Here is a 13,939-nt window from a genome sequence, read left to right on the forward strand (position 1 = left end):
CATGCATACGTGACAGTATAACACAGGCCAACTACAATCACTGGAGCAGGGGTAAATTCAGGCTATCGAAGCGGCCATTCTTCCCGCAAGAATAGGCAAAATGGGCGATAAAGAAATGAGATCAGTCACCAGGATGGACAGCGTGCTTGACAATTTTTGCATTTCTAATGTATTCTCTCCACACCTTTTCCAAACAGATCAGGATTGCTGCGTGCAATGTTGATCGTCTTCTGGTTGCGCCTCATCAACATCTATGCTGTAATCAGCAATGAGCGCGTATCAGAATAACCCTCACTATAATAAAAAATTATAGCGTAGACATTCAGGTATCATGACGAACACACACCTTTCTGAACAGCGAGCAGGTCAGACCTGTTTTGCCCGGTCGTACGCCAAGATCAATCTGACCCTGGACGTTCTGAGGCGTCGGAGCGATGGTTTCCATGAGCTGCTGACGATTATGCAGACCATTGATCTCTACGATACCATCTGTGTGACCGCCATCGCTGAGGATGCGGTGCGGCTCACCTGCTCACGCCCGGAACTTAACGGCGATGATAATCTTGTGGTGCGAGCGATCCAGGCACTCCGCCAACGGCTGGCACTGCCTTACGGCTTTGAAGTGGAACTCTATAAGCAGATCCCGGTCGCTGCTGGCCTGGGAGGCGGAAGCAGCAATGCAGCAACTGTACTCACCCTGCTGCAACGGGCATGGCAGTTGCCCATCTCAGCAGAAGAACTGCATGAGATCGCGGCCGCTCTGGGCTCCGATGTACCGTTCTTCCTGGAAGGCGGGCTTGCCTATTGTGAAGGTCGCGGAGAAGTGATTACACCTCTGACACCACACTGGCCCGCTTCCATGCGCTGGCTGCTCCTGCTCAAACCAGCTATCAGTGTCTCGACGGCCTCCGTCTTCCGAAACCTGACGCCTGATGACTACTGTGATGGCTCATGGAGCCGGAAACTGCGCACTGCACTGGAACAGCAAACTCCCGTACGACCTGAAGACCTGCATAACAGCCTGCAACGAGGTGTGCTGGAACAGTATCCGGAGGTTGCCCGAGCCAGAGAAGAGATGCTTCGCGCAGGAGCGCCTCACGTCTATTTATCTGGCAGCGGACCAACCCTCTTCACTGCATTTACCACCCTTGATCCCGCTGTACGTGTACAGCATCAGTTGCGCGAAGCAGGATATGAAGTATACCTGACCCGCGCAATTCATCCTCAGCACGAGGATATCAGCTTTTTCAGCTCTTAACGGATAGAAGGAGGTAATAACACTTTGGCAGACCTGTATTATTGCGTGAAATGCAAGAAAAAGACCGAGATTAAAGACGCACAGCGCGTCACGATGAAGAACGGGAAACCCGCGTTGAAAGGTCTCTGTGTCGAGTGCGGCACAAAAGTGAATGCCATTCTTGGCGCGAGCAAGCAATAGGTTTATACCTTCTATACCAGGGCAAAACAGGTCCGAGGACGTCGTCCAGACGACGTCCTCTCTCTTTTGTACTCTCTGGTACTCCTTTCATCGACTTTTCTCGCTCTTCTCGGTTATAATAAAGCCGACTTGATCGAGAGGGAGGGCTTTTACTCTGCGTCAACAGGTTATCAGTGCGGTCTGCAAGGCACTCCGCATCCCATTTACACTGCTGGATACACTGCGCATCGGAAGCGCCAGCAGACAGCCACGCTCTATTGTGGTGATAAAGCCTTGCTGTCTGGGCGACCTGATTATGACAACGCCACTGCTGGAAACGCTTCGTGCCAGCTATCCCAATGCCACCATCACCTATGTCACGGGTTCCTGGTCAAAGGTCATACCAGAGCATCACCCCGCCGTCGATCGTGTGATTGATTGTGGCTCAGTCGGTATTTTTGGCCGGTATAGCCTTAAAGAATATCTGCAACTGGCTCGCAAACTACGAACCTATCGCTTTGACCTTGCCTTTGTGCTGGATCGCTCGCCACTTCTGACGCTGCTTCCCTGGCTGGCTGGCATCCCTCGTCGCGTGGGACCGGATAGTCTGGGACGTGGCTTCTCACTCACTGATCGTGTGCCGGTATCCGGCTCATCCGAACACCTTCAACATGAGGCAGATATCTATCTTGATCTGGCACGTGCCCTGAAACTTCCTATCAGACAACCACGCATGCGCTTTGTCCCGACCGAGGAAGAACGGCGCAGCGCTCGGCATCTGGGTCAACCCCAGATCGCTGTGTTTGTGGGTGGTGGTAGTAATCCCGGCATGGAGTTGACCGCGAAGCGCTGGCCGCTGGAACGCTATCGTGCCCTTGTCGCGAAGCTGGTTCATGAATTGCAGGCCCATGTGCTGCTTATCGGTGGTCAAAGCGATACCGAGCTGACCCGTAGCCTGCTTGATGGACTGGATGTTCCTGAGGGAAGCGTTGTCAATCTCGCCGGCAAAACCAGTATCGGCGAACTGGCGGCGCAGCTTGAGGCCTGTGCTCTCTACATTGGCAATGATAGTAGCCCGATGCATCTTGCCGCCGCTGTTGGTATCCCGGTGATCGGCATTTTCGGTCCCACCAGCCCACAGGAGTACGGCCCCTATCCAACCGATGACCCGAAGCATATCGCCCTCTGGAAACATCCGACCGGTCAGCCCTGCTTCTTCCTGGGGAAAATGAACGCCTGCCAGAACTGCACCTGTATGCAGGCTATCACCGTAGATGATGTGTGGCAGGCAGTCCTGCGCCTGCTTCCGACACAGCAGAATAGCGAGGTCGTCTCATGAAGCACATGCTCCGTATAGCGCTTCTTGAGGCCGTTCGTGTGGCCGGCCTCCCGGGAGCCATCGCCGCCCGGGCAAAAGCACAGCAGCCGCTTCCCGAGCGCCCGCGCATTCTGTTGATCCGCCCTGACCATCTGGGTGATATGGTAATGACCACGCCCGTGCTAGATGCGCTTCGCGCCTACGTGCCCACTGCACAGATCACGATGATGGTCGGTCCCTGGGCGGCTGATATCGTCGCCCGACACCCGGCCATTGATCACCTGCGCACCTGTGCCTTCCCGGGCTTCCGCCGCACGGCCCAATCGGCGCTTGAGCCCTACACGCTGCTTCGCCAGATAGCCCACGAGCTACGCGAGGAGCACTATGACCTTGCCATCAACCTGCGCAATGACTTCTGGTGGGGCGCAGCCCTGATGTATCTGGCAGGCATACCACGCCGAGTCGGCTATGCTCTTGCTCCAGCGGAACCCTTTTTAACGCACGCCCTGCCATTTCGGCCGCATCGACACTCGACTTTCTATAATCTTGAGCTGACCAGCGCCGGACTGGAGGCCCTCGGTCTGCCGGCGCTTGAGCAACCCTTCGCGCCGGAACACTACCCGCTTGTCTTCACGCCAACCACCGACGAACAGTGCTGGCTTCAGACGCAACTTGAACAGGCTGGCATCGATGAGAAGACAGAAGTGCTGGTGATCCACCCCGGAACCGGAGGCGCGGTCAAACTCTGGCGCAATGCCGCCTGGACCCGCAGCGCGAACGCCCTCCTCAATAGATATCCGACAGCGCGTCTGGTGCTGACCGGCAGCCCCGCTGAGCACGAGATGCTGGAAGCAATCGCACAAGGCATCGAGCCACGCCCCCTGCTCTTGAGTCAGATGACGATCGGACAACTGGCAGCGTTGCTCAAACGGGCCAGTCTGGTCCTTGGCGTTGATAACGGGCCGCTCCATCTGGCTGTAGCTCAGGGTACGCCCACCGTGCGCCTGTTCGGCCCGACTGATCCCGCAATCTTTGGCCCGTGGGGCCCTGCGAACCGCCATATCGTTATTACCTCACAGGAAAAATGTCCGTCCTGCCCATGTATCCCTTGCGGTCGCCTGGATTTCCGCCCCGATGAACTGGATGAGCATCCCTGCGTGAAGCGTATCCCCGAACAGGCCATTGAAGAGGCAGCCTGCACCCTTCTGAATACCTTCTGCCGCCAGTAATGGCTGCGTTTCACGATAGTTGGCGTGATATGCTACCATGAGAGTGCAATATTATTCCAGTTTATGAAGGAGTTTACTCGCACAATGACAGATGCGCTAGCGCTTGCTCACCAGAATTTCAAGCAGCATATCCAGAACAACCCGTATCCTGGACGCGGCCTCGTCATCGGACGTTCAGAAGAAGAGAACGGCTGGTTCATTATCTACTGGATCATGGGACGCAGCGAGCAGAGCCGAAATCGCCGCTTTGTGGCTGATCGCAACGTCTTGAGAACTGAACCGGTTGACGCTCGTCTGGTTGAGGATCCCAGCCTGATTATTTATGAGGCCATGCTTGACCTTCCATATCGCTACCTTGTCAGCAACGGAGACCAGACACGCACTATCTTTGAGACCCTGCAAGCGGGAGGCACCTTTGATGAGGCACTGGCGAAACGCGAGCGCGAACCGGATGCCCCTCACTACACGCCGCGCATCAGTGCAATGCTCGATTTGCAGCAGCAAACGGGGAGCGTGTGCTTCAGCATTCTCAAGGCAAGCAAGATTGATCCTGCCTATACAGATCGCTTCACCTATCGCCCGGCTATGCCTGAGGCGGGATTTGGCTTCGGCCTGACCACCTATCAGGGCCCCGGAAATCCACTGCCGAGCTTTAGCGGCGATCCGCTGCTGCTCCCCTGTCAGGGCAAAGCTGAAGATGTGCTAAAAACCTACTGGGAAGCACTGAATGCCGAGAACCGCATCTCGCTGGCAGTCAAAAGCATCAGCCCCAATGGAACAAGCAGGCTTATTCTGCACAATCGTTTTGGGAGCTAGGAACCAGTTGGAACAGCGCGGGCGGGAGAAAGAACAGATCAACTTTCTCTCGCTTCTTGCCGCTCTATAAGCTCTTCTTCCCAGTCAAAGGGCTGCATATTTGCAACTTTACCTCGCACTCTCTATAATGCAGCAAAGAGAGTTAGATTTGAACACCTGAAAATAGAGGAAAATATGTTGCAGCCAGGGATAGATGAATACGGCTACCCGACACGACCGGCTTCACAGCGGAAACTTCGCAATGTGCTTGTTCATAGCATCAGAGACGCGTTACTGAAGACGATCTACAGCGGCCTGAGTGTGGCAGGGCTCGCACTCCGTCTCAAAGAAGCAGGGAAGCGCAAGCAGCCACTCAACCCGGCCACCTTTCACCCCCGACGCATCTTGATCTTACGGCTTGACCTCATCGGGGATCTGGTGATGTCAACAACGGTGCTCCGTCTGCTCAAGCGCACCTATCCAGATGCAGAGATCGATTTGATGGCGACGCCCTCCAGCGCTGCACTGCTACGCAACGACCCGGATATTGCCGATCTGATCTCCTATGATCCCAATATCTGGCGCAGACCACGCTCGCTCTTCCAGCAAAAGAACTGGCAAGAACTGCGCTCATTGCTGAAACGTCTGCGTGATCGTCACTATGATCTTGCAATCAGCGTCTATGGCCCGTGGGCGGCTATCCTGTCCGTGTTGAGCGGCGCACCCAGACGCATCGGGTTCGCGGAAGAAGGATACCCTGGCTTTATGACCGATCCAATCGCAGGAAGACACTGGCGGCCCGGTGATCGCAAACACGAGGTTGATTACTGTCTGCAACTAGGGCGAGCGGCCGGTGCACAGCCCACCGAGGCCGATCGTATTCCACACATTTTTGTAGAAGAACAGGCTCGTCAGGAGGCTCGAGCGCTGTTACAGCAGCATGGATGGAGGCCCGGCACACCCCTGATTGCCTGTCACGTCAGCTCTCATAACGGACAATCCAAGCGCTGGCCTATCCCGTACTGGGCCGCATTGGTCGATCGCCTGATCCACGATGATGGCTATACTGTGGTCTTTACTGGAACGCCACAAGATCAACCGATTATTGAGGCTGTGCTTCAGCGTATGCGCGAACGCCCGCTGAACCTGGCGGGAAAGACCAATCTGATCCAGCTTGCGGCCCTGCTGCAACAGGCTGATATCCTGATTACAGGTGACAGCGGCCCCATGCACATCGGAGCCGCGGTCGGCACAAACGTCATCGCCATTCATGGTCCGACCGATCCCACCCTGAGTGGTCCCATCAGCCCTCGGGCAACCGTACTGACAAGCGATATCTGGTGTCGTCCCTGTTATACCGCCGAAGGACCGGCTGATTGCCGCTTCTTCACTACCCAATGTATGAAAGACATTTCTCCGGCTCGCGTTCGTCATGTCGTACATGCTCGCTTACAGCCAGCCGCGAACGAGGCAAATGCATGAAACCACTTCAAGACACAACCGATTTCACCTTCGCAACCGCCGTTGATGCTATCATCTGTGAGGAGATGGCCGGCTTCGGACGAAGTATGCCAGAAGGTGAGCTCCACGAGACAGCGGAACTCACCTGGCTCTATACCGGAGTGCCTATTCTGAACGCCGTCCTGCAAACGCATATTCTAGACAATGACGAGCGCACCATTTCTGCCTACATCGACAGGATGTCCCGCTACTTCACAGAACGGAATACAGGCTTTGCCTGGGTGCTGGGAGCGGCAACCCGCCCGGTTCACTTCGCCCACTTTCTCAAGCGTCGCCGCTTTGTGCATCTGGTGAACAAGAGCTGTATGGCACTCAACCTTTCCGAGTTCGCCCGGGACGAACCTACACCCGAGGGCCTGACTATCCAGAAAGCACAAGATGCGGAGAGTCTGGCCCCATTACAAAAAATCGAGCAGCAGGGATTTGGCAACCCGCCAGACATCGCAGCACTGTACTATAAGAAGTATCTCTATGAGGGCTTCAACGCTTCGTGGCACCACTATATAGGGTATCAACACGGGGAGCCTGTCGCTATCACCTCCCTGCTGCTGCATGCGGGGTTAGCAGGCATCTTCGGCGTAGCAACCCTTCCTGAGGCGCGGCGACAAGGCATCGCCACGGCAATGGTCCGGCACGCACTGCATGAAGCACACCGCTTTGGCTATCAATATGCAGTGCTCTCTCCGACCTCAATGAGCGAGAAAATATATCGTCGTCTCGGTTTCCGCGACTACAGCACAATCTCTATCTGGAAAAGTTCATGATGCATACAACACAGATTACGTTACCAGAGAATGCCCGCATTCTTGTTGTGAAACTGGCCGGGATTGGCGACCTATTGCTTGCGACTCCGGCCCTTCGTGCGCTGCGTGAGAGCTATCCCAATGCCCGCATTGATCTACTGGTTACACCTGACTCTGCTGGATTGCTCAACGGATGGAATGCAATCGATCATATTATTGTTCTTGATAAATACTTGTTTGACTATCCCAAGCAATTTATCAAGCACCCCGGCAATCTCAAGCGCCTGTTACACCTGTTGCGCCCGCTGAGAGAGGGCAGATATGACGCAGTACTCCTGTTCCACCACCTGACGCTGCTCTTTGGCAGGCTGAAACATCAGGCATTGATGCGCGTGACGGGGGCAAAGTGGCGCGTTGGGCTGGATAACGGTCACGGCTGGTTCCTGAATGTTCGTGTCAAGGATGAGGGCTTTGGCGCGATGCACGAAGCTGACTATAATATGGCGGTTGCCGCAGCCGCTGGCGCAACTATTCGCGATAAGTCGCTGTTTCTTCCATTAAGCGACGAGGAACGGACAGCCGCCCGATTGCTCGTCTATGGTGAGGCGACCGAGGAAACGCTCCAGCGTCCTATCATTGCCATGCACCCGGGCAGTGGTGGCTACAGTACAGCGCGACGCTGGGCCCCGGAAAAATTTGCGCAATTAGCAGATACCCTTTATCATGATGTTGGGGGACAATTACTTCTGATGGGGGGTCCAGAGGAGGCCGAACTGCATCAACAGATCATCAGCCTGATGCGCTCAGAGATGCCGGTGCGTAGTCTGGCAGGGAAGGGAAGTATCAAAGTGACGGCTGCTGCCCTGGAGCTAGTTGATCTCTTCGTCGGCAACGATTCCGGGCTGATGCATCTGGCCGCCGCAGCCAGAACGCCGACCGTTGCTATTTTTGGCCTTTCCAACTATAAAGCCTGGGGGCCATATACCGGCGAACCGCAACCAAAGCGGGCCACCGTTGTACACCTGGATCTTCCCTGTATGCCTTGCTTCTATCGCGAGCATATGCTTGGAACACCGGAAGGCTGTGCCACCCGCGATTGTCTGGCCTTGCTTGGGGTCGATCCGGTCGCGGTTGCAGCTCGCAGGCTGCTCCGTGAAACAGGCAAGGTGCAGCGCTAGCAGCAATCTGTTTGTCGTTGTGATAGAACCAGTGGAAGCAAAGGGATCAGAACATCTTATGAGTCGTGAGAATGAAACATCTTTTATTGCTCTGGCCTCATACTCGCCCGAAGAGTATGCGAAACTCCTGCGTGTCGCAGACGATGCGGATGATATGCACCCGACCTGGAGAGAATGGTACTGGGAATCCCAACGGATGACCGATCAGCTCCGAGGCCAGGGATACGCGGTTCTGCCCATCTTTATTATTGTCGAAGATCTGCTTGAATTCTGCCGCGAACACAATCTCCCGGTCAATTCACAGACCCGTTCGCGCTTCGTTTCGGAGCTTGCCAAACGGCTGCAAGGAGAAGAGCGGCCGAAGAAGCGCAGAACCACTCGAAAGAAAACGCAAGAAGCAGATGGGTAAACTCCTTGCTCACCTGCTTCTTACTTTTGTGCTTATGCTTGTACGCTTGATATCGGTCGTTGAATGGGTCGCGTAAAGTTGCCAAGCTCCACCTCAGGAACCTCGCGCCGTAATACTTCCAGAAATGTTTTCATGCCAAGCGCTTTCCCCATCGAGTCGAGCGCGGGCATCCGCGGCAACAGGACTTCCGGATCAATATTCAGGTTGCGCAACTGGATCAAACACAGCTTTGTCTCACGCACAAACGCAAGCAGAGATTCAACCTCGCGCTCTCGATCAATCATACCCGGGAAACAAAGCAGGTTAATCGACGTATACAGGCCAGCATCTCGCGCCCGAATCAGCGATTCCTTGATATCCTCAAAGGTGTAACCAAGCGGGCGATAATAGGCGGTATAGGTCTCAGGGTGAGCCGAGATCGTACTGACCCGAATGGTATCCAGCCCGGCATCATAGAGCTTCTGGAGCCAGCGGGGCCTGCTTCCATTCGTGTTGATATTAATCACACCTTTATCAGTGCGAGCACGCATTCCCTTGATCGCCTGCTCGATCCGCCGAAACTGTAGCAGCGGCTCCCCTTCGCACCCCTGCCCAAAACTGACAATCGCATCAGGAGCGCTCTCAAGGTGTGGAACCGCAACTTCAACAATCTCCTCAACCGTAGGAATAAAGGTCAGGCGATCCTGTGGCGAGATCAGTTCCTCCTCCTCTTGCTTGGAGATACAACCAACGCAGCGAGCATTACAGCCCGGCGAAACCGCAATTGCCATTTCCCAACGCGAGAAAAACAGGTTACTGGCAGTCGGGCAGGAATAGTCAAGCGCACAATGTGCATGCTGCTTGATCACCCGGTTCTCGGGATATGCGCGTAACTTCTCACGCACCAGCCGCTCCAGCTTGCGCCGGGGGAACGAGCGCGGATGCCACTTATATGGATCATCGGTCTTGACGGCCGCGACATACTGCCGCCCGTTTAGCCCGGCGACGGCGCTATAGCCAAAGAAGGGCAAGGGCTCAGTGTTCGGGATCTTCTCGTACGCGGGGAGAAGCGTCCGAGTATAGCCAATCGGGAGCAGCGCCGCCAGCGCCCACCCACGGGATTGAGGCAATACTTTCCGTTCTCCGTTTTTACGCAAACCAACAGCCAGCCGATCCGGCATCATCGAGAGAGTGACGCCATCGGGAAGCGGGATCAAATCTTCGGCCCGCAAAGGGTGTCCATCAAAGGAAAGCGCCTGTAAGCTACGATCTTCGCGAATTTCACCCTCGGGCGTACAGTACAATACGTATGGAAAAGACATTCTAACCTACACTATCAACGCAACATGCTGCTCAAGCAAAAGGAGTTCAATGCATCGGGGGAGGTGTGACCGGGATCCTCGGGCTGGTCGGACATTCGTCAATCAGATCCTCGTCGTATATTCGCGGCAGCCCACCGGTTACCCCTGTCTGCGCCTGAGTAGCAACACGTTTCTCCAACTCACGTGTGTCCTCATAGACGAAGCTTAGCAGGATATGCTCGCCGCGCATACTCTGGCACATATAACGGATGCGCGGGCGCTCCGCTTCCATCCAGGCGTTGACCAGAGTTTCCAGTGCGGACATACTGTCCCCACATTCTGCACTATCAAAGCCTTTAAACCTATACACATTCCTTTCCTTTCGGTTATTACTGGAAGCATCCTCTATTCCCTGCTATGCTTTGAGCAAAACGCCTTACAATTGTTGGCTATTGTATCACTCCGACAACCATTTTTCCATAGGCCGATACAGCGTTTGCTATAATAGAGTACACACAAGAAAGTCAAGGAAAATATTGACTTTACTGACAAAGACGCAGTGCTCCCCGGGAAAGGAAAGGTGCAAGTAATGAGAACCTGGAATCAGCGCTTCTTCACAAGCACACGCGGACGCATCATCGAAATTCTTCGCCAGGAGAGTTGCACGGTTGATGATCTGGCCCGAAAACTTCAGCTTACCGATAACGCAATTCGTGCCCATCTGACCACACTCGAGCGCGACGGCCTCGTACAGCAGAACGGTGTTCGACGCGGCTCCAGCAAGCCCGCCAGCGTCTACGAGTTGGCCCCGTCTGCCGAGCAGTTCTTCCCCAGAGCTTACGGAACTGTGCTCCATACTTTGATTACTACCCTGGCCGAACAGATGGATGAGGAAGAGTTGATAGCACTCCTTCGACTGACAGGCGAACGCCTTTCGCACCGGCTCGGATTACCTTCAGGCGATGTACCCACCCGCCTGAAGGCAACAGTCCGCATTCTTCAGGAGCTTGGCGGCGCGGCGCATCTTGAGCAGCATGAAGATCACTACTGCATTCAGGGGCAACAGTGTCCATTGGCCGCCGCAATTGAGGCGCACCCGGCTGCCTGCCAACTCGCAGAGGCTTTTGTTTCTGAACTGGTAGGAGTTGCCGTACAGGAACAATGCGAGTTGGATGAAACAAAGCCCCGCTGCCGCTTCCTGATCCCTCTCACCCCTTAATACAGGTTCGCGCCCAGAGCTCGCAACACAGCAAAGAAATGCGGGTAGCTTTTGACAATATGCTCGCCTCCGGTAATCGTCAGCCCGTGGCGACTTCGCATGCCTACGATTGCCAGCGCCATGAGCAGACGATGATCGTTATGCCCATCGACGGTAACACCGCCCTCGATCCCCTCTGGTCGGCCATTCACAATAATGGCATCTTGGCGCGGCTCAACATCACAGCCCGCCCGCTGCAACTCGGCACACAGATCATCAATCCGGTCGGACTCCTTGTAGTGCAGGCTCTCGATATTGAAAAAAACACTTCTCCCCTCGGCAAAGCAGGCAGCCGCCACAAGCACCGGAATGCAGTCAATCACGACGTCGCCATCAAGCTCGATGCCGTGCAAGGGCCGCCCCCCTCGCAGCGTAATCTGCTCACCATCACGGACGAGGTCGGCGCCCATTGCCCGAAACGCGCTCAGCAGCGCCTCCCCGATCTCTTCTCCCGGACGCAAGCGCGTCAGCCGCAGTTCACTGGCTGGATCGGTCGCGACACTGGCCGCAGCAAGCAGTGCAGCCGCCGATGGATAATCGCCAGGAATGACATACTCACGTGGCTGATAACGCTGATTGGGCTGAATCTTGAAGTGACGTAACGCAGCATCATGCTCGATCACAATACCAGCCTCTTGCAACACCTCTAGCGTGGCCCGGGCCAGCGGTTGCGACTTGAGCATATCCACCACCTCGATTTCAACCGGCTCCGTCAGCAGTGGACATAGAAACAGCAGAGCACTGAGATACTGCGAGCTCCGTGCACCTGAAATACGAATGTGCCCTCCGCGCAGGTTGCCACCGTGGAGGGTCAGGGGAACACAGCCCTCAGGTCCGGTCGCCTCGTAGGCCACACCAAGCGATGCCAGTGCTTCCAGCAATTCACGGTTTGGACGTTTGCCCAGCGAGAGAGGATGATCCGTCTCAAATGTCACCTGCGGCAGCAACGCGCCCAGACCGAGGAGCAAGCGCAGAACTGCCCCGGCATTGCCTACCTCTATCGTGACCGGGCCCTGTACCGGAGGCCGTCCACCGATACCCTTGATACGCAGCACGCGCCGTTCAGCATCATCCCAGGCCAGTTGTGCCCCAAGCGCCCGGCATCCTCGAAACAACGCTTCGCTATCATCGCTCTGGGCCGGATAATAGATGACACTCTCTCCATCGGCCAGAGTCGCGGCCAGGACATAGCGCAACGTGTAATACTTTGAAGAGGGAATCTCTGGTTGCCCGCTGATCCGTAGAGAGCCAGCAACAGGTGCAACAGTGAGCGTCTGTCCTGGCACAGGAGACGTGATGAGTGGTTCTTGCATTGCAACTCCTTTGGTTGATGATACGATGCCTCCATTATATGCGATTCAAGGCCACATCGTCAGGTACGCAGGAGGAGGAAGACAGAGCAAATACTTTTCAAATCATAGAGTTCCCTGAACGAACTACAAATATTCTACAAAGTTATTACACTTTCACTACATAAATATATCAAAGATATGCATAGTAAAGTTCAAGGCGTTTCTATACTATAAGAAGCTCTTTCGTTGATTCCAAGTTTATTCTCTGTTATAATCATACCAACTCTTCTATACACAAGAAAGAAAACAGGAGGCAGAGTTACCGTGTTCCGTGAGAGATTTGTCATCGTCGGAGCCGGAATTGTAGGATTGGCGGCAGCATATGCCCTGTTACGACAGGGAAAACGTGAGGTCACGGTGCTGGAACAGGCGACCGTTGCTCATCAGCGTGCTACGTCATCTGGCCTTTCCAGACTTCTGCGTTTTGAATATGGGATGGATACATTCTATCCGCAAATGGTGCAACTGAGCCTGCAACGCTGGCATGAGCTCGAGCATAGTACGGGTCGCACGCTTTACACCAGAACCGGGATGCTCGTTCTGGGACATGAAAACGATCCTTCTTCTGAAGGAAGCTATCATAGCTTAAAAGACCTTGGCCTCCCCATACAGCGTATCAGTTCGCAGACCTGCCGTCAGCGTTTCCCGCAATTTCAGATTGAGCCTTTTTCTTTTCTGACATACAACATCGAAGCAGGCATGCTCTATGCATCGAAATGCTTACATACATTGCGTGATGCCATCCGTGACCTGGGAGGAACCATCGTACCCAATACTCGTGTTACGCATTTTTTCTCAGATCAGCCGCTGCAACCAATTCGTCTGATTACCAATAAGCATGACACTATATATGCAGAAAAGGTCATCCTTGCAACTGGCCCCTGGGTCCAGCACTTACTTGGATCGTTACAGCTCCCTATTCGTATCACACGTCAATATGTTCTGTACTTTACTGGCCTGCCCATTTCTCCCTTTGCGTTGAACTCCTTTCCGGCCTTTATGGCTGATGATCTGTACGGAATGCCAATTCATAACACCTGTCAGGGAGATGGTCCCGCCTGGTTGAAAGCCACCTCTCATAGTTTTGGGACGCCTATTGATCCTGATGAGCCCCCGAATATTGATCCGCTCACGATCGAGCACATTACCACAAAGCTTCAGCACCTGATCCCGCTGCTGCAAAACGCAACACTGGCACACGTTGATACCTGTATGTATGATGTCAGCCCTGATGAGGACTTTATTCTTGACTTTCTTCCCGACGATCCACGTATTGTATTTGCAACAGGTCTGACGGGCCATGGTTTCAAATTCGGCCTGCTTCTGGGCGAGATACTCAGCAATATGGTGCTTGATCGTGAGCCGATCATTCCCCTGCAACGCTTTCAGGTCTCCCGCTTCGCACAACCCCGTGTCCATGCAGGCTTATTGGCCTGAAA

The 13,939-nt window shown here is 54.6% G+C and carries 14 protein-coding genes; 11 read left to right on the top strand and 3 right to left on the bottom strand.

The annotated features are described in order from the left end of the window. Positions 1-331 precede the first annotated feature (331 nt). The 9 genes from ispE to EI42_RS03175 all read left to right on the top strand — a co-directional run bounded on the left by ispE (position 332) and on the right by EI42_RS03175 (position 8,610). Positions 332-1,258: a 4-(cytidine 5'-diphospho)-2-C-methyl-D-erythritol kinase gene (ispE, locus tag EI42_RS03140; RefSeq protein WP_111318714.1), complete on the top strand. Its 927-nt coding sequence runs from the start codon at positions 332-334 to the stop codon at positions 1,256-1,258. Positions 1,259-1,282: 24 nt separating this feature from the next. Continuing rightward, positions 1,283-1,438: a DUF5679 domain-containing protein gene (locus EI42_RS32260; RefSeq protein ID WP_170142310.1), complete on the top strand. Its 156-nt coding sequence runs from the start codon at positions 1,283-1,285 to the stop codon at positions 1,436-1,438. Between the two features lie 259 nt (positions 1,439-1,697). After that, the gene (gene waaF, locus EI42_RS03145) at positions 1,698-2,756 is read left to right on the top strand and encodes a lipopolysaccharide heptosyltransferase II (protein ID WP_137686106.1); all 1,059 of its coding nucleotides are present in this window, start codon (positions 1,698-1,700) and stop codon (positions 2,754-2,756) included. Then, on the top strand, positions 2,753-3,964 hold the full coding sequence (locus tag EI42_RS03150; RefSeq protein ID WP_111318718.1) for a glycosyltransferase family 9 protein: 1,212 nt from the start codon (positions 2,753-2,755) through the stop codon (positions 3,962-3,964). Before waaF (EI42_RS03145) ends, EI42_RS03150 begins: the two co-directional genes overlap by 4 nt. An 84-nt stretch (positions 3,965-4,048) precedes the next feature. Continuing rightward, positions 4,049-4,780, top strand: a complete 732-nt coding sequence (locus EI42_RS03155; protein WP_111318720.1) for an IMP cyclohydrolase — start codon at positions 4,049-4,051, stop codon at positions 4,778-4,780. 174 nt (positions 4,781-4,954) lie between these two features. Beyond that, positions 4,955-6,241 carry a lipopolysaccharide heptosyltransferase II gene (gene waaF, locus EI42_RS03160; RefSeq protein ID WP_111318722.1) on the top strand — a complete coding sequence of 429 codons (1,287 nt, stop codon included), beginning with the start codon at positions 4,955-4,957 and terminating at the stop codon, positions 6,239-6,241. Then, complete coding sequence (locus tag EI42_RS03165; RefSeq protein ID WP_170142311.1) at positions 6,238-7,044, top strand: GNAT family N-acetyltransferase; 807 nt, start codon at positions 6,238-6,240, stop codon at positions 7,042-7,044. Before waaF (EI42_RS03160) ends, EI42_RS03165 begins: the two co-directional genes overlap by 4 nt. Continuing rightward, entirely contained in the window at positions 7,041-8,201 is a 1,161-nt protein-coding gene (locus tag EI42_RS03170) for a glycosyltransferase family 9 protein (RefSeq protein WP_111318726.1), read from the top strand. The genes EI42_RS03165 and EI42_RS03170 overlap by 4 nt, the downstream gene beginning before the upstream one ends. A gap of 58 nt (positions 8,202-8,259) precedes the next feature. Then, entirely contained in the window at positions 8,260-8,610 is a 351-nt protein-coding gene (locus EI42_RS03175; RefSeq protein WP_111318728.1) for a hypothetical protein, read from the top strand. Between the two features lie 32 nt (positions 8,611-8,642). Here the strand turns inward: EI42_RS03175 and EI42_RS03180 are convergent, their stop codons facing one another. Together EI42_RS03180 and EI42_RS03185 are read right to left on the bottom strand one after the other, a co-directional pair. Further along, positions 8,643-9,911 (bottom strand): radical SAM family protein, encoded by a 1,269-nt coding sequence (locus tag EI42_RS03180; protein WP_111318730.1) that lies wholly within the window; start codon positions 9,909-9,911, stop codon positions 8,643-8,645. Positions 9,912-9,957: 46 nt separating this feature from the next. Beyond that, positions 9,958-10,215, bottom strand: coding sequence for a hypothetical protein (locus EI42_RS03185; RefSeq protein WP_211326005.1), 258 nt, complete (start codon positions 10,213-10,215; stop codon positions 9,958-9,960). Positions 10,216-10,479: 264 nt separating this feature from the next. Here EI42_RS03185 and EI42_RS03190 point away from each other — a divergent pair, with 264 nt between their 5' ends. Then, entirely contained in the window at positions 10,480-11,109 is a 630-nt protein-coding gene (locus tag EI42_RS03190; RefSeq protein ID WP_111318734.1) for a helix-turn-helix transcriptional regulator, read from the top strand. Here EI42_RS03190 and aroA read toward each other — a convergent pair. Further along, positions 11,106-12,461 (bottom strand): 3-phosphoshikimate 1-carboxyvinyltransferase, encoded by a 1,356-nt coding sequence (gene aroA / locus EI42_RS03195; RefSeq protein WP_111318736.1) that lies wholly within the window; start codon positions 12,459-12,461, stop codon positions 11,106-11,108. The genes EI42_RS03190 and aroA overlap by 4 nt on opposite strands. Before the next feature lie 303 nt (positions 12,462-12,764). On the opposite strand from aroA, the gene EI42_RS03200 reads away from it, so the two are divergent. Then, the gene (locus tag EI42_RS03200) at positions 12,765-13,937 is read left to right on the top strand and encodes an FAD-dependent oxidoreductase (protein ID WP_170142312.1); all 1,173 of its coding nucleotides are present in this window, start codon (positions 12,765-12,767) and stop codon (positions 13,935-13,937) included. The last annotated feature ends 2 nt before the right edge of the window (positions 13,938-13,939 follow it).

Origin of the sequence: Thermosporothrix hazakensis (assembly GCF_003253565.1) — a bacterium.
GTDB lineage: Bacteria > Chloroflexota > Ktedonobacteria > Ktedonobacterales > Ktedonobacteraceae > Thermosporothrix > Thermosporothrix hazakensis.